The 19,848-nt window shown below is 53.3% G+C and carries 21 protein-coding genes; 4 read left to right on the top strand and 17 right to left on the bottom strand.

The genetic code is table 11. The features are described 5' to 3' along the window. Window positions 1–15 precede the first annotated feature (15 nt). From ELY25_RS10695 to ELY25_RS10685, 3 genes are all read right to left on the bottom strand, one after another. The gene (locus ELY25_RS10695; protein ID WP_126951273.1) at window positions 16–1,230 is read right to left on the bottom strand and encodes an aspartate aminotransferase family protein; all 1,215 of its coding nucleotides are present in this window, start codon (window positions 1,228–1,230) and stop codon (window positions 16–18) included. Window positions 1,231–1,404: 174 nt separating this feature from the next. Further along, window positions 1,405–2,379: a GlxA family transcriptional regulator gene (locus ELY25_RS10690; RefSeq protein ID WP_126951272.1), complete on the bottom strand. Its 975-nt coding sequence runs from the start codon at window positions 2,377–2,379 to the stop codon at window positions 1,405–1,407. Between the two features lie 164 nt (window positions 2,380–2,543). Next, window positions 2,544–3,113, bottom strand: coding sequence for a bactofilin family protein (locus ELY25_RS10685; protein ID WP_126951271.1), 570 nt, complete (start codon window positions 3,111–3,113; stop codon window positions 2,544–2,546). Window positions 3,114–3,317: 204 nt separating this feature from the next. Between ELY25_RS10685 and ELY25_RS10680 the strand changes: the two genes are divergently transcribed. Further along, window positions 3,318–3,899 carry a bactofilin family protein gene (locus ELY25_RS10680; RefSeq protein WP_126951270.1) on the top strand — a complete coding sequence of 194 codons (582 nt, stop codon included), beginning with the start codon at window positions 3,318–3,320 and terminating at the stop codon, window positions 3,897–3,899. A 122-nt stretch (window positions 3,900–4,021) separates the two neighbouring features. Here ELY25_RS10680 and ELY25_RS10675 read toward each other — a convergent pair whose 3' ends face one another. The 6 genes from ELY25_RS10675 to fabV all read right to left on the bottom strand — a co-directional run bounded on the left by ELY25_RS10675 (window position 4,022) and on the right by fabV (window position 9,574). Next, window positions 4,022–4,834, bottom strand: coding sequence for a PRC-barrel domain-containing protein (locus ELY25_RS10675; RefSeq protein ID WP_126951269.1), 813 nt, complete (start codon window positions 4,832–4,834; stop codon window positions 4,022–4,024). Between the two features lie 216 nt (window positions 4,835–5,050). After that, window positions 5,051–5,467, bottom strand: a complete 417-nt coding sequence (locus tag ELY25_RS10670; RefSeq protein ID WP_126951268.1) for a hypothetical protein — start codon at window positions 5,465–5,467, stop codon at window positions 5,051–5,053. A 245-nt stretch (window positions 5,468–5,712) separates the two neighbouring features. Next, entirely contained in the window at window positions 5,713–6,273 is a 561-nt protein-coding gene (locus tag ELY25_RS10665) for a PRC-barrel domain-containing protein (RefSeq protein ID WP_126951267.1), read from the bottom strand. Between the two features lie 91 nt (window positions 6,274–6,364). Further along, window positions 6,365–7,867, bottom strand: coding sequence for an FAD-dependent oxidoreductase (locus tag ELY25_RS10660; RefSeq protein ID WP_126951266.1), 1,503 nt, complete (start codon window positions 7,865–7,867; stop codon window positions 6,365–6,367). A 33-nt stretch (window positions 7,868–7,900) separates the two neighbouring features. Then, window positions 7,901–8,152: a hypothetical protein gene (locus ELY25_RS10655; protein ID WP_126951265.1), complete on the bottom strand. Its 252-nt coding sequence runs from the start codon at window positions 8,150–8,152 to the stop codon at window positions 7,901–7,903. Between the two features lie 225 nt (window positions 8,153–8,377). Continuing rightward, window positions 8,378–9,574 (bottom strand): enoyl-ACP reductase FabV, encoded by a 1,197-nt coding sequence (gene fabV, locus ELY25_RS10650; RefSeq protein WP_126951264.1) that lies wholly within the window; start codon window positions 9,572–9,574, stop codon window positions 8,378–8,380. A gap of 157 nt (window positions 9,575–9,731) precedes the next feature. On the opposite strand from fabV, the gene ELY25_RS10645 reads away from it, so the two are divergent. Further along, window positions 9,732–10,115, top strand: coding sequence for a DUF7079 family protein (locus tag ELY25_RS10645; protein WP_126951263.1), 384 nt, complete (start codon window positions 9,732–9,734; stop codon window positions 10,113–10,115). Here ELY25_RS10645 and ELY25_RS10640 read toward each other — a convergent pair whose 3' ends face one another. Both ELY25_RS10640 and ELY25_RS10635 read right to left on the bottom strand, forming a co-directional pair. After that, window positions 10,116–10,601: a glutathione peroxidase gene (locus tag ELY25_RS10640; RefSeq protein WP_126951262.1), complete on the bottom strand. Its 486-nt coding sequence runs from the start codon at window positions 10,599–10,601 to the stop codon at window positions 10,116–10,118. A gap of 79 nt (window positions 10,602–10,680) precedes the next feature. Further along, window positions 10,681–11,304 (bottom strand): LysE family translocator, encoded by a 624-nt coding sequence (locus ELY25_RS10635; RefSeq protein ID WP_126951261.1) that lies wholly within the window; start codon window positions 11,302–11,304, stop codon window positions 10,681–10,683. Window positions 11,305–11,505: 201 nt separating this feature from the next. Here ELY25_RS10635 and ELY25_RS10630 point away from each other — a divergent pair, with 201 nt between their 5' ends. Continuing rightward, a complete protein-coding gene (locus ELY25_RS10630) occupies window positions 11,506–12,237 on the top strand; it encodes a YebC/PmpR family DNA-binding transcriptional regulator (RefSeq protein ID WP_126951260.1) in 732 nt (243 codons plus the stop codon). Window positions 12,238–12,278: 41 nt separating this feature from the next. On the opposite strand, the gene ELY25_RS10625 is transcribed toward ELY25_RS10630, so the two are convergent. Next, a complete protein-coding gene (locus ELY25_RS10625; protein ID WP_126951259.1) occupies window positions 12,279–13,127 on the bottom strand; it encodes a mechanosensitive ion channel family protein in 849 nt (282 codons plus the stop codon). Between the two features lie 8 nt (window positions 13,128–13,135). Continuing rightward, entirely contained in the window at window positions 13,136–14,326 is a 1,191-nt protein-coding gene (locus ELY25_RS10620; RefSeq protein WP_126951258.1) for a hypothetical protein, read from the bottom strand. Window positions 14,327–14,479: 153 nt separating this feature from the next. Here ELY25_RS10620 and ELY25_RS10615 point away from each other — a divergent pair, with 153 nt between their 5' ends. Continuing rightward, the gene (locus ELY25_RS10615) at window positions 14,480–14,746 is read left to right on the top strand and encodes a hypothetical protein (protein ID WP_126951257.1); all 267 of its coding nucleotides are present in this window, start codon (window positions 14,480–14,482) and stop codon (window positions 14,744–14,746) included. A gap of 64 nt (window positions 14,747–14,810) precedes the next feature. Here ELY25_RS10615 and ELY25_RS10610 read toward each other — a convergent pair whose 3' ends face one another. The 4 genes from ELY25_RS10610 to ELY25_RS10595 form a co-directional block, all read right to left on the bottom strand. Next, on the bottom strand, window positions 14,811–15,818 hold the full coding sequence (locus ELY25_RS10610; RefSeq protein WP_126951256.1) for a zinc-dependent alcohol dehydrogenase family protein: 1,008 nt from the start codon (window positions 15,816–15,818) through the stop codon (window positions 14,811–14,813). 59 nt (window positions 15,819–15,877) lie between these two features. Then, window positions 15,878–17,746 carry an ABC transporter ATP-binding protein gene (locus ELY25_RS10605; RefSeq protein WP_126951255.1) on the bottom strand — a complete coding sequence of 623 codons (1,869 nt, stop codon included), beginning with the start codon at window positions 17,744–17,746 and terminating at the stop codon, window positions 15,878–15,880. Between the two features lie 18 nt (window positions 17,747–17,764). Then, a complete protein-coding gene (locus ELY25_RS10600) occupies window positions 17,765–18,823 on the bottom strand; it encodes an AbrB family transcriptional regulator (protein ID WP_126951254.1) in 1,059 nt (352 codons plus the stop codon). A gap of 96 nt (window positions 18,824–18,919) precedes the next feature. Then, the gene (locus tag ELY25_RS10595) at window positions 18,920–19,795 is read right to left on the bottom strand and encodes a PA4780 family RIO1-like protein kinase (protein ID WP_126951253.1); all 876 of its coding nucleotides are present in this window, start codon (window positions 19,793–19,795) and stop codon (window positions 18,920–18,922) included. Window positions 19,796–19,848 lie beyond the last annotated feature (53 nt).

The following is a 19,848-nucleotide window of genomic DNA, read 5'->3' as shown; positions in this document are numbered from 1 at the left end:
CTGCCATTGGCAGACTCATGCGCTGGCAACAAGCCGCTCGATCGCCCGCTCCAGGCGCGCCATGCCCTCAGCAATATCCGCTTCAGGAATCACGAGTGAGGGCGCCATGCGCAACACGTTAGGCCCGGCAATCAACGCCATCAATCCCTCTTCAATAGCCAACGGAAGGATATCCTTGGCGCGGCCCTCAAATGCATCCGACATCTGGGCGCCGATCAACAGCCCCATGCCGCGTATTTCCTTGAACACGCCGTGCTTGCGGTTGATGGTTTCAAGATGTTCGCGGAACAGGTCATGACGCTTTTTCACGCCCTCTAGCACTTCTGGGGTATCGATAAACTCAATGGCTGCCAGGGCAATGGCAGAACCGAGTGCATTACCGCCGTAGGTAGAACCGTGGGTACCAAAGGCCAGCGACTTCGCCACCTTATCGGTGGTCAGCATAGCGCCAACAGGGAAGCCGCCGCCCAGCGACTTGGCGCTGGTAAGAATGTCCGGTGTAATACCAAAATTCTTGTAGGCGTAGAGCTCACCGCTGCGACCTGCGCCGGTTTGCACTTCATCAAAAATCAGCAGCGCATTGTGCTGATCACACAGATCGCGCAGGCCTTGTAAAAACTCGGGCGTTGCCGGAATGATGCCGCCCTCGCCCTGCATAGGCTCCACCATGATGGCGCAGGTGTCGTCACCGACCAGTTGGCGCACGCTTTCGAGGTCATTGAAATTGGCATGCAGGATGCCACCGGGTACCGGCCCAAACCCCTGGGAGTATTTGGGCTGGCCACCTACGCTTACGGTAAACAGCGTGCGGCCATGAAAGGACTGGTTGAAGGAGATGATCTTGTCCTTCTGCTCGCCGTAGTGATCCACGGCATAGCGGCGGGCAAGCTTTAGTGCGGCTTCATTGGCTTCACCACCCGAAGAGCACAGGTAGACCTTATCAGCGAAGGTGCGCTCGACAAGCGTTTTGGCAAGCTTGAGTGCCGGCTCATTGGTATAGATATTGGACAGATGCCAAAGCTTTTCACCCTGCTCTTTCAAGGCATTAACCAGGACTGGATGGCAGTGGCCAAGCGAATTCACCGCGATGCCGCCTGCAAAATCGATATACTCACGTCCCTCTTGATCCCATAGTCGACTGCCCTCTCCGCGCACAGGAATAATTTGCTGGGGCGCATAGTTGGGCGTCATGTAGTGGTCGAAATCCGGCCGGGTCGGGGTCGTGCTCATGGGTCGATATCTCCAGTAGAGTCAATCAGTAAAAGCAGTATACGGGGCAAATACAGTCGCCCGCTTTCAGCAATGTGACGGTAAATTATGAAATGCCGCACATATTTCAGATTATTTCTGGATAGTTATCCGCGTGGTCGTTACCTGGCTGCAGATTTTGCGACCTAGACGGCGTTACCCTAAACGCTCTTCACGCGGGGTTAACCCAAAATGATTGCGGTAGGCAGTCGAGAAGTGAGCGCCGGAAGAGAAGCCTGTCGCGAAAGCAATATCGCCCACAGGCCGGTCGCTTTCCCGTAATTGCTTGCGGGCTTCCTGCAGGCGCAGGTTCAAATAGTAGCGGCTGGGTACCGCCTGAAGGTACTTCTTGAACAGACGCTCAAGCTGGCGGCGGGAGATGCCGAGATGTTCCGAAAGCTCCAGGGTGGAAAGCGGCTCTTCAATATTGGCTTCCATTAGCGTCACAGCATCTACCAGACTTTGCGGTGCATGGCCTAAGCGATGGCGCAGCGGCACATGCTGGCGTTCATCAGCCATGCGGATACGCTCGCACATGAAGTGCTCAGATACCTGCTCCACCAGACGGTCGTTCTGCTGCTGGCGCACCATGGTCAGCATCATATCCATTGCCGCGGTGCCGCTGGCACAGGTCATGCGATTACGGTCAATCTCGAACAGCTGCTGGGAAAGTGTTACCTGCGGATAGGCTTGGGCAAACGCAGCAAAACGCTGCCAGGGCAAGGTAGCCCGATAACCTTCCAGCAAACCTGCGCGTGCCAGTACTTCAGCGCCACCAGCAAGCCCGCCCAACACCGTACGATTTGGCTGTTGGCGTAGCCATTCCACCAGCTTTGCAGGCAGCGCATAAGGCAATGGCGAAGGCGCGCAGACCAGCACCATATCCAGATCAGGCGGCGAAGCCTCAAGGGTATAATCCGTATTGCAGGTCAGTTGCGCGCTGCTGCGTACAGGCTGTTCATCGCCATTCAGAGTAAAAATTTGATAAAGAAGCTGGCCGCTTAGCTGATTGGCCATAAACAGGGGTTCCACAGCGCAGGCATGGGAGAGCATGGAAAAGCCAGGCAGCAGTAATACGCCAATACGCTGTCGCGCAAACGTGGTGGAAGAAGCTAAGAGGCTGTGCTGCATGCCAAAACGCCGTCAGGAAATGAGGTTCCATCTTACCTAATTGCGCGATTTTGGGCAGCGCTCGTCGACTCTGGCTACAAAAAGATGTCGCAGCGCCTAGCGCAGGTGTACGTTTAGATAAAACGTTAGGGTACTGGATAGGCTATAAGGATAGATGGCAGTTCTTAAGAAACCGTGCACACGTCCTGCTGGCTGGTACTATGCGACACGTTTGCCTGAAGCAAAGCACCCGCAACGCACTCTAAGCATGGAGTCTCGATTACACCTTGTACGCGCGCTTGTGAAAGCAAGGTGAGCTTGGTAATAGCTTTCAACGCTCCCACTACATGCCCATCAACAGCAATACAGTTACCTTTCATATACGAACCCACGTGTCCGGTTGAAGTCACCGTAATGGAGTGATGATACACAACGACCCTTCCCTGCACGCTCCCTTTAATAAGCACGGGTTCATTGGCCTTTATGTTACCTGAAATATGCGTTGCCGCTCCGACCCGGCTGCCCTCTGTTAAGGGAGCTATAACCGGCGTAATACCCGCTTCAGGTCGCGTATTTTCAACAACTTCATCAGGAGCAAAAGAAACAGCAGCATGAGGCATCTGAAGTCCACCTTGAGTGGTGCAAAAAGTCGGCTGATCTGCAGGGCGTTGTTTTGCCTTACGACATCTGCCATCCCACACAATCAGTGTCATTGCACTAACACCGATGACAATAAGCCATGCTTCAATGCCCATACACCCGTCCTGCCACTGCCAATATTGTTGTCCAGACTAAGGTTATACGCGCTTTAATTTTTTCTAGCGGCGCGAATAACCTCCTTCATTCAGCTTAACTCTGAGCTTTATCAAATAGGTAAGCAGATTAAAGTACTCGGTGAATTTTATGCTTAACGAATCGGGTATTAAAAGCGCTATACCGCCATTTATCAGGAGTTAACGATGTTTAGCAAAGCCAAGAATATCACCGCTGAGCATAAAACAACGCCGTCCGGCTCATCGGACTCAAGGGCCGCATTGTTATCTGGTACCTCTAACAGCAGCAATGCACGACCAAGCACCTCCGTTATCGGCAGTCATACGCAAGTAGAAGGAGATATCAGTAGCGATGAAGATTTGACCGTGAAGGGGCGCGTTAGCGGCATTATTACCTGCAAACAACACACTGTTACTTTGAGCGCAAATAGTTACCTAAAAGGCAATGTGTTTGCTCACACACTTCATGTATCAGGCGAAGTAGAAGGCAATCTAGTGGCATCACACCGCGCAACGATTCATAAGGGTGCCCAAGTGACAGGCACCATTGTTTCTCCATGCCTCGTACTGGAAGATGGCAGCATTTTTCATGGAAGTATCGATATGAGCGCCGATAACGAATTGTTGAAAAGCAGCTTCTGTGACGCGCCCGTTGAGATCATGAAGCCATCTGCGTCCAGTAGTACTGCGGAACATCCCCCTCTAGCAACCACCTCAGATAAGCATTTGAATAACAGTTCAAGTGTTGCAGAACAGGCAGAAGCGTAAAAAGGTTTAAAACCTGGGTTCGCATAGCGTGAATATAAACAGTAGCGCCCATTAAAAAGGGGCAAGACGAAAACGCCTTGCCCCGATCAATAGCCTGTAAAGGGTGGCTAACCCATCAAGCGTTACTGCTGCTGTGCTTCAGATAACGTCATATCGCCATCGACTTGCGTGTAGCTGTCTTCATTATAATCTTCCGAGGATTCTTCGATCTGCTCGCTACCATAATCGGTATTCATAACCAGCTGATCATTTTCGAACTGCATTTCATCAACAGGCAAGGCAATGTCAGTGGCGCCAAAGCCCCAAATGCCGCCTACCGAGATGATCGCATATAAATCGCCAGAATCATTATGTTGGGCGATGTGCTGGATATCACCAATTTCTTCGCCTTCCTGATTAACCACGGTCATGCCTTCCAGGTCGCTAACCTGCTGTGTCATTAATGACCCGCCTTGACCTTGGGTATCTCGCTCGGCGCGCTGACGCTCCTGCTCGTCGTCATTGTTAACGTCAACCTGTGCATCGTCAGCCTGCTCTACCGTTACATCAGCTTGGCCGCCTTGCTCAACGGTAACGTTGGGCTCAGCTTCCTCAACCGTTACGTTAGGCTCGGGCTGCTCGATAGTGACTTTAGGCTCAGGCTGTTCAATCGTCACTTCAGGCTGCGACTGCTCAACTCTAATATCCGGTGATTCCTGCTCGACTTTCACCTCAGCAGGCTCTTGGTCCACCTGAACATCCATGGTTTCATCATTAGCCTGACGCTGACCGCTGCCTGCAGTACCTGGCTGTTGGGTGGTCGCCGTAGCATCTTGCTGTTGGGTCATGCGCTCGGAAGCATCCGTGTCATTCAGATTGTTGTCCTGAGCTAGAACGCCACCTGAAAGTCCTGTGCAAATGGCACCAATTGCGATAGCTAGTGTTGTCCGTTTCATAATGTCTCTCCTTGGGTTGGCTTACACTTAAAAAGGCTAGTAGACATGATCGGTTTAGATCAAAGTTAAAAGGCAATTATTATAAAAGTTAATATTTATTAAACGCCAACTGCTCATCTAAATTAAAGCATTACATAACAAACGCCTTATTCCTGCCTAATATTGACTAGTTAATTAAAATAAGGCGTTGTCGTTTGATTGAATATTACTGAGAGGCTACCCCCCAGTACCGCCGCCGCCTGTACTACCGCTACCTGTACTGCCTGTACTGCCTGTACTGCCGGTGCCATCTGGACTGCCTGCATCCTGTTGATCTTGGGTGTCCATGCTGTTACCGCTCTGCTCTTCTCGTATATCAGAGTTGTCTACATCCTCTTGGTCCTGCATGTCCAGATTATCGCCTTCTGAATCCTGCTGAGGCCCCTGGGTACCTGTACGACGCTCTGTATTACTCTGCCCTTGGCTACTTGTCGTATCGGTACTTTGCTGTTGACCTGCAGTCGTTGCATCTTGATTCTGTGTCATCTGACCATCGCCACTAGAACTAGACGCATCATTACTATTAGCCAAAACGCCTACTGAAATTCCCGTGCAGATCGCACCAATGGCAATGGCTAGCATTGTTCGCTTCATGTGATGTCCTCCTTAGCTTGGCTTACTTTTTAAAGTTAGTTAGCGGGCGGAAGATAAAACAGTTTTAAATACCTTTCTTAAAATTTTGAATGAAAGTTAATAGCTAACTGTTTGATAATTTAGTACGCCAACAAAAAAGCCTTACTTCATTCTCGGAAGAATAAAATAAGGCAATTTTATTACTCTATGTTATTTAAAAACGTCTAGCGTAGCGCTTTTTTTTATTAAGCCTATTTAACTCTACTTTAATTAGGATGCTGCTGAGCCTGATTCAAGGTCATGTTATTGTCTACTTGGCTATAATTTTCTTCATCATACTTCTCTGCGGACGCTTCTATCTCATCACTACCGTAAGTTGTATTAGTGATCAGTTGATCATCTTCAAGCACAATATCTTCCAGTGGCAGCGCTACCTTTTCATCACCAATCCCCCAAAGTCCACCAATGGAAATAATGGCATAGAGATCGCCTGACTCTTTATGCTCTACAATTCGATCAATATTACCTATTTCCTCGTCTTGCTGATTAACCACTGACTTGCCTTCAATATCTCTAATCTGCTGAGTCATAAGATCATCGGGATTACTGCCCTGCTCATCACCATCTGCAGAGGATCTGGCGTAGCCATGCTCCATAGCCGCCGGACGCTTGCCTTCCGATCCTTCCTGTTCGTTGACCGCTTCTTGTTGCTGATCCATTGCGCCTTCCGGCCGATCTTCTTCTGCCTGGCTATTCTCGGCAAATGCTCCGCCAGACATCCCTGTGCAAAGAGCAGCAATCGCAATAGCTAATGTAGTCCGTTTCATATTGTCTCTCCTTGATTAAGCTCACTCTTACAAGTTAGACGACAGGACTCTAAATAACCAATATCGGGCAAACGCTTATCTTTGGGCGGCCCTAGCTTGAGCTTGAATGGCGATGTTCCAAGGGATGCAAGGAAGGCCCTTCTATCACTTCGCCCTGAAGATCGAATCGGCTGCCGTGGCAGGGGCAGTCCCAGGTTGTTTCAGCATCATTCCAGTGCACCACGCACTTCAAATGAGGACAAACCGCCGAGAGAACAGATAAATGGCCTGTTTCATTGCGATAGACAGCCAATTTTTCGCCATGCAAGGTAACGACTTTTGCCTGGCCGGGTGCCACTTCATCAAGCTCTTTGAGCTTCTTCGTACCGAAATGATCTTTAATGAAGTGTTTCACCACGGAGATATTTTCTTTTAGCCAGTGCTCGGCGGAATTAACGGGCGTAAAGCGTTGCGAATCAAAGCAGCGGTACCAGGCATTCTCACGCCCTTCGATGATATCGGCGATCATTCTTCCACTGACGGTACCCCAGGTCAGACCGTCGGCGGCAAAGCCGGTCGCCACATACACATGGTCGCTGGCAAAAGTTCGCCCAATATAAGGTAGGCCATCACCCGAGCTGTACTGCTGTGCGGACCACTCGTACTCAAACTCGCCTACATCAAAGTGCGCGCTTAAGTAGCTACGCAATGCTTGATAACGCTCGCGTTCAGACTTCTCCTCACCCGTTTGATGCTTTTCACCAATCGCCATGATGTAGTTTTCGCCATTCAAGCGATAACTACGTACGGAATGAAAGGGGTCCAGCACAAAGAAAATGCCATCGGGAAAAGATTCAGCATTGAGTTTGGCACTGACCCCATACTCCCGGGAGGCAATCATACCGGTTTGCAGCATGTTCACCCCTTTGGGGGTATGGGTTGCCAATACAATATCGGCTGCCTTTACCTGGGCGTTATCGGTTTTAACGATACAGTTCTCATAGTCGATATCGCGCACAGGGCTGTGCTCATAGATAGTGACGCCATGCTGGCTAATCGCCTTCGCAAGGCCCTGAACATAATGAAAGGCATTAAACTGTGCCTGATGATCGACGCTTACCCCATGGGTTACTGGAAAAGGCAGCGTCATATCTAGAAAGGATTTGGCATTAAGCCCAGCCTGCATCATGGCTTCGTGCTCTGCTTCCAATGCTTCGGCGCTCTTCTGATCATTTTCCGTAAGCAGCCGATAAAGCGGGACCCGCTTGAACTGACAGTCGATATTAAAACGATGAACAGTCTCTTCGATTAAATCGATAGCACCAGCTCGTGCCTGAACAATGGCTTGAAGAGTATCGTCATCCCATTTAACCCCGGTTTGTGCCAATCCAGACGATACGGGACTATAGAGATTACCGGTTGCGCCACCGGTGCAACCACTTCCTACGCGGTGGGCTTCCAGAATCACCACGCGTTTACCGCTCTCAATTAATTGCTGTGCTGTCGTTAGGCCTGTAATACCCGCTCCTACGATCACCACATCCGTTTCAATATTGTCAGCCAACTCGGGAAAATTACAGAGACTATCTACCCCTGCTTGCCATATCGATTTCATGACGCCTCCTGGCCAGAAATTGAAATGAACTTATTATGGAAAGTACTTGCCTGCGTTTGGATCAGACGCATCGTAGTCCTGAGTGTCATCAGGCGCTGAGCCAGGTTCATGTGACGTTTCGGCCTCAAAGCGGCGCGCCGCTTCAATTGCCTGCGGCTCAGTTTCGTGCTGGGATATTTCCTGAGGGGCGTCGGGTTCGGTAACATCAACAACGCGCCACCCTGATACGATGATCGCGTCCTCCTGCTTTTTACTTATCGGCTCGACTCGTGCTGTCCGGGTCATATTTCCTCCTTGGCAAAGCGTTTACACCCTCCTCCTAACCATGGCAGAACTTTCAATGCCTTGCATACCCAGCGGTAAAAGTTTAACAGCGATTGATTTTATTCCTGCCGCGACCGGCTTTTACCACGACTCAACAGTGCTAAAGAAAATTGCCGGGCGCAAAGGCCCGGCAATTCAGATGTCCAACTCAAACGTACAAATCAGACGTACAATCAGCGCAGTGGCTTAGAGACTAACGACATCGAACGCAACGTTAGGGTCTACATCCGCGTCGTAATCGACGTCGTCACGCTCAAAGCCAAACAGCTTCAAAAACTCGTGCTTGTAGCCTGCGTAGTCGGTAATCTCGAACAGGTTTTCGGTGGTTACTTGCGGCCAGAGATCCTGACAGGCCTTTTGGATATCATCACGCAACTCCCAGTCATCAAGGCGCAGCCGACCCTTTTCATCGGTGCTCATGTCTGAACCGTAAAGCCGCTCGCCGAAAAGGCGATTCAACTGATCAATGGTACCTTCGTGGACACCCTGCTCTTTCATGATGCGATACACCATGGCGATATACAGCGGCATGACCGGAATGGCAGCACTCGCCTGGGTAACAACGGACTTCAGCACCGCGACGTTAGCACCGCCGCCGCTCACTTTCAGCTTGTCATCAATCGCACTGGCTGCGCGATCCAGATCTTCCTTCGCCTTACCCAGTGCTCCGTGCCAGTAAATCGGCCAGGTAATCTCGGTGCCGATGTAGCTGAAGGCCACGCTGCGCGCGCCTTTGGCCAGAACGCCCGCCTGATCAAGCGCTCCCATCCACAGTTCCCAATCTTCGCCACCCATTACGGTAATGGTGTCGTCGATTTCCTGCTGAGTGGCGGGTTCCACTTCGGCTTCGATGATCGTGTCTTTATTGGTGTCGATGGCTGTGGCGCGGTAAGTTCCGCCGATCGGCTTAAGGCTTGAACGCTTGAGCTCACCGCTATCGGGCAGCTTGCGCACGGGGGACGCCAGTGAGTACACCACCAGATCAATCTCGCCCATATCCTGCTTGATCAGCTCAATGGCTTTTTCACGCGCCTCAGAAGAGAAGGCATCGCCATTGATCGATTTACTGTAAAGCCCCTCTTGCTTGGCAAACTTGTCAAACGCAGCGCTGTTGTACCAACCGGCCGTGCCGGTTTTGGTCTCACTGCTGGGCTTTTCAAAAAACACGCCCAAGGTATCAGCGCCATAGCCAAAGGCAGCGGTAATACGTGCCGCCAGGCCGTAACCACTGGAAGCGCCAATCACCAAAACTTTTTTCGGGCCGGCGCTTTTATCCAAACCACGCGCGCGGGTCGCTTCAATCTGCTCGCGAACGTTCTGTTCGCAGCCTTTAGGATGAGTGGTCGTGCAGATAAAGCCGCGCACCTTAGGTTTAATAATCACATCGGACCTCACTATCGGATTGATTTCATTATCAGCATGACTCTGCTGTAAGCATGGCAGCTATTTTAGCCTGCCAAGCGAGCGCTGTCCGCTCTTGAGCTTACTTGCCTTTCACGGCACGATAGTGCCCCTTCTTTTGAATGCCTATGAGGCCATCATGAACGCACAGCAGCTAGTCGACGAGCGCGGCGACCTTTGGCTTGCCTTGGCCCCTTTATGGCTGGACCACGAACCCAGCGAACGCGATTACGCCCGCATGGTCGATGTCATTCAGCGGTACGACATGTCGCTGGTGGAGCTTGAGTGGATGTTTCGCCTGGAGCTGGCGCCGGTAATGTCACGCCATCAGCTGTCGATTGCCAGCGAATGGCGAAAGTTTGATGACTACAAGCTAATGCAACAGCTTGTCAGACATAACCTGCGCCTGAAAGGCTGGCGGCGTAAAAGCTGGGCGCTCTTCTCAGGGCTTACCACCATGATGGTACGTCACCGCTGGGTTGAGCTTATGAACCGGGTCAAAGTTGCCCGCGGCGAAACCTAACTACCCTTGGTCAAGCGCTGCTTCCACTGCAAGCCTCAGCGGGCGACCATGATCTCTTGGGCCAAAGCGAGCAATGACGTTGCCGTCACGGTCTACAAGGAACTTGGTGAAGTTCCACTTGATAGCTTGCGTCCCCAGCACCCCTGGCGCCTGCTTTTTAAGCAGCACAAAAAGCGGATGAGCATTGCCTCCATTGACGTTGACCTTCTCCATGAGTGGGAAGGTGACTCCAAACGTCTGCTCGCCAAAGCTACAAAACGCTTCAGCGCTTTCCGGTGACTGTCGGCCAAACTGATTGCAGGGAAAACCCAGCACAGTAAAGCCTCGGTCACGGTAGCGTTGGTACAGCGCCTCAAGCTCTTTTAGCTGCGGCGTAAATCCGCATTGGCTTGCCACATTAACCACCAGCAGCACCTGCCCGCGTAAGGCACGCAGATTAAACGGTTGACCTTGATGGGTATAACAGTCTTTATCGTAAATCGTCATTGTTGGGCCTTAGGCCTTTTAGGCAATATAAACATTACCTTGCCACGCTCCTCGAAAGCACACCAGCGTCTCACATGCGTCACCCGATCGTGATGGGGCCAGCCACTACCCTTAACGCCAGCGCAATTAACAGCACGCCCGTTACCCGATTAACCCAGTGGGCATGGCGCTGTAGCCACGGCAGCACCCGTGAATGCGACAAGCCGACGGCCACCAGCACGTACCATCCGCCATCAATAAGCATAGCGGTCAATATCACGATCGCCTTGGCTATTATGCTCATGTCCGGCGTAACAAATTGACTAAGCAGGGCCACGAAAAAGATAATTAGCTTGGGGTTACCCAACGCGACCAGCACACCCTCTTTTGCTGCCTGACGGTTAGTGGTGACAACGGCACTTGCGCTTATTGCGCCTGCCTTACCTGCTCGCAGCGCCTGAATACCCAACCAGGCCAAATAAGCCGCCCCGCCCCAGGTAATCAGTTGAAAAACCTCAGGCGAGCGCGTTATCAAGGCGCCTAGCCCCCATACAGTCAAAAGCGCATAAAACCCGACCCCCAAGGCATGAAACAGCGCTGCCGTAATGCCTGGCAACCGCCCGCCGCCGAGTGTATGGCGCAATACCAGTGCAAGGCTTGGCCCCGGTGACATAGCCCCCATGGCGCAGATTGCCGCCAGCGATAACCAGAGTGAAAACGGCATGTTTACTCACATTCTCTTAGTAATAGGTAAACGCCAGTATACGCCAACGCCGTCAAGAGCTGGGTTTGATCCATGCATAATGCCATAGCGCTTAAATAACGCTGTTAGCATGGTACGCTGTTGGGTAAAATTTTCCCCTTTTTGATGAAAATGACGCCTGCAATCAAGACAGGCGTTGCATGGCTAATAAAGGACTTCAATATGGGTAGGGCGTTTCAAAACCGTAAAGAATCTATGGCCAAAACGGCCGCAGCAAAAACCAAGGTTTACAGCAAGTATGGGCGTGAGATCTACGTCTGCGCCAAGGCCGGCGGTACCGACCCCAATGGCAACCTTGCGCTGCGCGGTTTGATGGAGCGTGCGAAAAAAGATCAGGTGCCCTCGCACGTTATTGATAAAGCACTGGACAAGGCTAGTGGTTCAGGCGGCGAAGATTTCTCCATGGCCCGCTACGAAGGCTTCGGCCCTGGTAATGCCATGGTAATTGTCGACTGTTTGACCGATAACCCCAACCGCACCTTTGGCGATGTACGCGGCTGCTTTACCAAAACTAAGAGCAAGATCGGCACGCCCGGCAGTGTTAGCCACATGTTCGACCACTGCGCGATTTTTGCCTTTGCCGGTCAAGAAGAAGAGGCCGTGCTTGAAGCGCTGATGGAAGCTGACGTCGATGTCACTGATATCGAGCAGGAAGAAGATCGTATTACCGTTTTCGCACCGCATACCGAATATGCAAAAGCCAAGCAGGCGTTGCTGGATGCATTTGGTGAAATCGACTTTGAGGCCGATGAAATTCAGTTTCTGCCGCAAACCACCACGCCGATCGAAGGCGATGATGTGGTCATGTTCGAGAAATTCTTAAGCATGCTTAACGAACTGGATGACGTACAAAACGTCTTTCATAGCGCAGAGCTACCTGAAGAAAGCGAATAGTCAGTCGGTGCACAAAGGCCGCTTGCTTAGCGCTGGCGGCTTTAGTCGCGTAATCCGCGGCGTCCTCCTGCTACATCCGGCGCCTCCAGCGCCACGTCAGGCGGCAGCAGCGCCGGTTTGATCCCTGCCCGGCTTAGCACCTGCTTACCGCGCACGGTCAGGTCGGTTATAAACAGAAACTGCTGGCGTGGGTCCACAGGGTAGGCACGAATCCGGTAGTGCGTGCCCCAAGGTTTCTCTTCGGCCACCACGATAATAGGTTGATCAAACTTGAGGTAAGCACTGGTCAGGGCGACATCCCGCAAGGCCTTGCGTACCCATTGCGCCTCGTGCTCTGGATGAAGGTAAAAGCTTGCCACGCACTGCAGGCTGGTTTCCCCGTTATTGGCATTGTAAATAGCCGTGTCCCACAGTTTGAGATGTGGCACTGCGACCAGATCATCATCTGGTGTCTGTATCTCCACGGTGCGCATTCCGACATGCTTCACCTCGCCGTAAGTACCCTCAATATCCACCCAGTCGCCTGGCCGATAAGGTAGCTCCACGGCAGCTACCATGCCAGCAATTAGACTGCTGACGTAATCTTTCAAGGCGAAGCCAATTGCCAGGCCAATAGCACCCAGAAGCGTCACCATATTACGCAGTGACGGCTCAATCATGATAGGTACGGCAATCGCCAATGCGACTATTAGAATTACCAGCCGGGTGAGCGGTACCAGAGCGAATATCCGAAAGCGGACCTGGCCATGCAGTCGGTTAGCCAGCCCGTTCAAAACACGCTGACTGACAACGGTCAGCAGAATAACGCTGGCGAGTATAATACCTAGGCTAATGAGGGCCTGGCTGTCGATATCATTGAAGAGTTTGGCGTACTGCTTTTGATCGTCCATCAGGTCTCCTACAGCGGATCGACAAGATAGTTGCGTGTTTCCAGAAGTTGCCGGACGCTGGCGTAGCTTAGCGGTGCCACCTGCCAGCGGCCATCCTCCTTGCGGGCAAGAATGCCCTGGCGGGCCAGCGCCAGCCGAGCATTTAACGCCTCATGATGCGAAAACGGCAGCACATCGCCCAACACCTGATCCTCAAGTCCGCCGTGAAGCAGCAGCGTATGCAGTACCAGCATGGCCACATCACCGGTATCGGCTGACAACTCGGCATCGGCCAAGGCATCGACCAGCCACAGCTCTTGAGACGTGTCTTGCGATGCATCGTCCCCTTTTGCAGCCGCAGCCCCACGTAATCGCGCACGCCAGTAATGCCACGCAATCCCCATGTGCCCACGGCAATGCGCCGCCAAACGCTGCAGCTCTTTATGAGCCGATGCCTTGTGTGCAGTATTGTCCTCTTCCGAATGACCCAACACTGGGTTGCCGGTGCGCGTGCTATACACGCAGATATCATCCTTGCCATTATTGGCAATATCGGCAAAATAGTGCGCTAGCTGTTCGCCCCCTAGCGCCTGCAGGGTAAACACGGGCGCTCCTTCGACACCTACCACATGCTGCAAATAGGCATAGGTCCAGCTATCACAACCGATCACTCCCTGCCCTAAGCGGCCGCTGAAGGCGCGTTCCAGCAACGCCCGTACGCCTTGAAGCCCATAAGAATGACGCAGCAGATGCCGTTCAAGTGCGGGTACTGCCCAGCGTTTGAGCGGCACACAGCGCTCCACCCATTCAAGGCTCCCACCGGTGAGTTCCTGATAGGTCGGGGGCGCTATTTCGTTAATACCTTGCTGCTCCGCCCAGTGACTGACTATCGGTGCATGACCGCCATGGGGCGGGGTAATAAAGAACACCACCGGCTCATTATCCAGCTTATGCTGAAAAAGCGTTTGGGAAAGCAGCGCTGCAGCAGAGGACCAGTCGATGGGGGGCACCAAGTGCGCCAACTTTACTTCCGGCAGCAGGCGCAGCTCATCTTCATCCTTGGCCTGCTGCTCGGCAGCGCGCTTACCAACCAGCGAGGTAGCGGCTGCTCGCCAGCTTCGTCGCCATTGGCTTGCCTGGGTATTTTGAGGGGTTGAGAATTTTTCCAGTGCCACTATTTCCCATGGCGGTGAAGCGGCCTTTATTGAACGCTGTGGCATCGTCTGCCCCAAGGCTTATGATAGATTGAACAAGATTAAGATGCGTATGCCGATATTAAGTGTTATGGGGGCTATACGAACTTATCAGCTAAAATGCAATCTTTATAGTAATACCCTTTACCCGCAAACTTCGAGTTTATGCAGGAGGCGATCATGAGCATTGTTCATGTTAGCGAGAAAGAGCTATACGCCAAGCTTGAAAAATGTATGGCGGGAGAACGCGTACTGATTGACCGTGAGGGTGATCGTTTTAGCGCTCGTATTCAGCAGGCTCGCGGGATGGATGCCACCGTTATTCCGGAAAAGCAATTAGGTAACAGCGATAAATCGTCTGACGATATCAGCAGTATCACTGTACCCTACGAGACTATCTGGGAGTTGGAAATCAAAGGCGTGGTGTATAGTCGTTTAGCCGAATAAGCACGTACTCACCAGCGCGCTATCAATAGCGCTTGCTGGTGAGTCTACTTGCAGCAAGATACTTTTAGAACGTTAAACAGATTTTACCCAAGTGCTGGCCAGCTTCCTGATAGCGGAATGCATCTGCTATTTCCGATAGAGCAAACTCGCGGTCAATGATCGGACGCATATCATTGGCTTCAAGCGCCTTGATCATTTCCATTTGATGGCGGCGGCTTCCCACAATCAGCCCCTGCAAGCGAGCCTGCTTGGCCATCAGTTTGGCCGTCGGCACGTCGCCCTGGCGCCCGGTCAATACGCCAATCAGCGAGATGTGTCCACCAATCTTGATTGCATCAATGGACTGGGGCAGCGTGCCGGGCCCACCAACCTCAATGATATGATCCACACCCGCGCCATGGGTCAGCGCTTGCACTCGCTTGCCCCATTCAGGTTCTTCCTTGTAGTTGATGGTATGCGCCGCGCCCAGCTCCTTGAGACGAGCAAGCTTCTCGTTGGAGGACGAAGTGGCAATCACCTCTGCGCCCATCATACGCGCAAATTGAAGCGCAAATACGGACACTCCACCTGAACCAAGTACCAGTACGGTATCGCCGGCCTTGAGGCCGCCATCCACCACCAGTGCACGCCAGGCAGTCAGCCCGGCGGTCGTTAACGTGGCTGATTCAGCATGACTGTAACCCTTGGGCTGATGGGTGAACCACTGCGCCGGGCGCACGACTTGTTCACAGGCATAGCCATCCACGCCGTCGCCGGGTGTGGTGGTAAAATCAGCAATGCGCGCCGGCCCTTCTAGCCAATAGGGGAAGAACGTTGACACCACGCGATCACCGACGGAAAACTCGGTCACCCCATCACCCACGTCTTCAACGATTCCCGCTCCGTCTGACATCGGGATACGTCCGTCGGCGGTTGGCATCTTGCCTGCCACTACGCCGTAATCATGAAAATTGAGGGAGCTTGCGTGCACTCGAACCCGAATCTCACCCGGGCCAGGCGCGTCCGGAGCGGGAACATCCTGCACATTAAGCTTATCCAGCCCGCCGGGTGCTTGTAGCGTTACAACTTGCATTTGATGATCTCCTGATTCAGCCATTCAGTGAAAGATACGTTAGCAGAGGATTGCTCTTCTCACATGTCCACGCCTAAAAAGCCGCCCGACTGGCGCTTCCAAAGGCCCGCATAGATACCGTCTTGCGCCAGCAGCTGCGTATGGGTACCACTTTCCACTATCCGCCCTTCCTCGACCACGATCAGTCGGTCAAGCATCGCGATGGTGGAAAGCCGGTGGGCAATGGCGATTACCGTCTTACCTTCCATCAGCGTATCCAGCTGTTCCTGAATGGCGGCTTCCACTTCAGAGTCCAGTGCTGAGGTGGCTTCATCCAATACCAGGATAGGCGCATTTTTCAACAGCACCCGCGCGATGGCGATACGCTGACGCTGGCCACCGGATAGCTTAACGCCGCGCTCACCCACATGTGCATCCAGCCCGCGACGGCCTTTGGGGTCCACCAGGTCATTGATAAACGTATCAGCGTGGGCGCGGCATACGGCAGTCCATACATCCTCATCGCTTGCCTGAGGTGTGCCGTAGCGAATGTTATCGCGCAGCGAGCGGTGCAGCAGTGAAGTATCCTGGGTCACCATGCCAATCTGGTGGCGCAGCGAGGTCTGGGTGACCTGCGAAATATCCTGACCATCAATCAGGATGCGCCCACCCTGTACGTCATAAAAGCGCAGCAGCAGGTTGGCCAGGGTAGACTTGCCCGCCCCGGAGCGGCCAATCAAGCCAATTTTCTCACCCGGGGCGATGGTCAGGTCCAAGCCATCAAACACTGTCCGGCTTTCCCCTTTGGCCTGTTCATAGCTAAAGCGCAGAGCATCAAAGCGGATTTCGCCCGCAGGAACCTCAAGCGCAGGCGCATTGGGCACGTCGCGAATGGTAGGGTCGCGCGCGATGGTATTCATGCCGTCCTGCACGGTACCGATATTTTCAAACAGCCCCGCCACTTCCCATAAAATCCAGTCAGACATAAACCGAATCCGCATCACCAGCGCAATCGCGATGGTCAGTACGCCAAGCGAAATAGCGTCGTAATACCAGGTACTGATCGCCATTCCAGCCGTGCCCACCAGCAGCGCAGTATTCAGCAGCGTCAGGCAGACGCTCATGATAGTGACCAAGCGCATCTGGCGGTGCACGGTGACCATGAAGCTTTCCATGGCATCGCGGGCATAGCCTTGCTCACGGTCGGTATCGGCAAACAGTTTGATGGTTTGAATATTACTGTAGCTGTCGACCACGCGCCCGGTCATCTGGGCACGCGCATCCGCTTGGGCCATGGAAACATCGCGCAGCCGAGGTACGAAAAAGCGCATGATGGCCAGATAACCGATCAGCCAGAGCCCCAAGGGCAACAATAGCCAAAGATCAGCCCGCCCCAATAGAATCGCGGCCCCAGTGAAGTACACAATCGCATAGACCAGAAGTCCCATGACCTTGGTGACCGTCTCGCGGATGGCCAGCGCCGTCTGCATCACTTTCTGGGACACGCGCCCGGCAAACTCATCCTGATAAAACGCCAGGCTCTGATTGAGCATATGGCGGTGCGACAGCCAGCGACCAATCATCGGGTAGTTGCCAAAGATGCTTTGGTGGGTAATCAGCGACTGACCCAATACCAGAAGCGGCAGCCCGACCAGCACCATGACACCGATGCCCGCAAGCCAAGGGCCGTGAGCTGACCAGAAGCCTTCCCGCTCTACATTGCCAAGCCAATCCACCAGCTCGCCCATGTAGCTGAAGAAGAACACCTCGGCAGATGACACCAGTGCAGTGAACAGCGTCATCACAAGCAGAAGCGGCAGCACTGGGCGAGAAAAATGCCAGATAAACGGCAAAAGTCCTTGGGGCGGCGTTTGTACCTCACCTTCAGGGTAGGGGTTTACACGGGTTTCAAAGTAATGAAACAGCGGGTGCATCAGACGAGAAAACATGGGGGTTCCTTACGTTACTTATCTATCGCTGGATGTATCAGCGGTCTGGCGACGCAACAACCAACGCGCCCAAAAAGGCGCAAATACCATCAGCGCCACCATACGTAGAAGATGATGAAAAGCGACAAACACCGGATCAATATTAAGCGCTACCGCGAGAATAGCCATTTCACCAATACCACCCGGTGCCAGGGCCAAAAGCGCTACATCGCGCCTCACGCCTACCAACTGATGAATCAACTCGGCAAATACCGCAAGTGCCCCCAAGGCCAGCAGCGTGGCAACGCCTGACTGCCACAGATAGCGTCCGAACAGCCGCCGCGTCATGCCTTTGAAGCGCGAGCCAATGGCACTGCCCAATACCCATAGCATCAGGTTCATGCCCCAGTCAGGCAGCTTGAGACTTGCAATATCAACCCCCGAGAGAAGCGAGGCGACTAGCAGGGGAAACAGCAATGCGGGGGTAGGAAAACGTAACCAGCGGCCAAGAGGCAATAAAAGAGGAATCAACAGCAACATCCAACCGTGCTCAAACCCTGAGACCTGCGTGGCGCCTTCCACGCTACCGCCTTCATAGGTCCAGAAAAGCGGCGGGAGAAACAGAATGACCAAAATCACACGCAGCGATTGGGCAATGGCGATGCGCTGGGGATTACCGCCGCATTTATCGCCCAGTAGAATCATCGCAGTCATGGCCCCCGGCGCGGCTCCAAACCAGGCGCTGACCGAATCAAATCCGCAACGTCGATACCACGCTGCCGCGACCGCGGTCGAGGCTGCCACACCAAGCAGCAAAAGCGCGGCGGAAAGTGGCCAATCCACCACCCGGCTGGCGAGTTGAGGAGTCACCTGACTGCCCAGCACTAGCCCCATGACCGCGAGAAAGACATTGCGTAGCGGCTCGGGGATGACCACATTAAGGCCTTGTGACGACACCAGCAAGTTGGCCGTCAGCGGCCCTAGCATCCAGGCAAGGGGTAAGCCGGTGAGCTGAAAAAGAACGCCTCCCAGCGCGCCTACTCCAAGCGATGAGATTAGCCCTTTTGCCGTCCCTGCGCTCACCTTGATGCCCTTCACATCCACTCCTTGTGTATCGCGAAAGCCGCCGGCTATGAGTGCCGCTTACTGATGAGCGAGTCCTAGCGCACCAGCTTACTCTTTGAACAGCAGAGCCTAGTAAGGCTGGGGGATCTCGTCGCTGTCGTCATCATCACGCATCCGCGCCTGACGTTCGGCCTCTTCTTCCTTGGCGTCGTCGATCACTTCCATTAGCTCATCAACATTGGCAGTGTGAGTTGAGAACGTAAAGTGGCCCGTCAGCTTGCTGTCCGGGTGCAGCTCGCCTGCTTCATACAGGGCCCACATCTCTTTAGCGTAATGAGTGGTCAGAAGCTCGGGCGCAAAGCGGCCAAAATAAGCGCGCATATTATCCACATCACGCTCAAGCATGGCGGCGGCGCTATTGTTCCCGGCAGCGTCAACGGCCTGAGGTAAATCGATGATGACGGGGCCTTCGGCATCCACCAACACGTTGAATTCCGATAAGTCGCCGTGGATCAGGCCAGCGCACAGCATACGCACCACATCCGTGATGACCTTGTCGTGGTAGCGCAGCGCCTGTTCATGGGTCAGCGTGACATCATCAAGACGCGGAGCCACATCACCTTCAGCGTCTGTGATCATTTCCATCAGCAGTACGCCATCGACAAAGCCGTAAGGCTTGGGCACCCGCACGTCGGCGGCCGCCAATCGGTAAAGCGCATCCACCTCGGCGGTTAGCCACGCCTGCTCTTGCTCTTTCTGGCCGTAGCGGGTTTTCTTCGACATCGCGCGGGCCCGGCGGCTGTTGCGCTCTTTACGGCCTTCCTGATACTGCACCGCCTGCTTGAAGCTGCGCTGCTTGGCTTCCTTGAATACCTTGGCACAGCGTACGTCATCACCACAGCGAACAACGAAAACCTGCGCTTCCTTGCCGCTCATCAACTGCATCAATACCTCATCGATCAGGCCGTCATCGACCAGGGGCTGTAATCGTTTGGGTGTCTTCATGGGTAGCTGCAATGGCTCCTTTGATGAGTAGGCACGGCTAACACTATCGAATA

Origin of the sequence: Vreelandella populi (assembly GCF_003989825.1) — a bacterium.
Classification (GTDB): Bacteria; Pseudomonadota; Gammaproteobacteria; order Pseudomonadales; family Halomonadaceae; genus Vreelandella; species Vreelandella populi.
The sequence above is the reverse complement of the archived record's forward strand: the minus strand, read 5'-3'. Positions and strand labels throughout refer to the sequence as shown.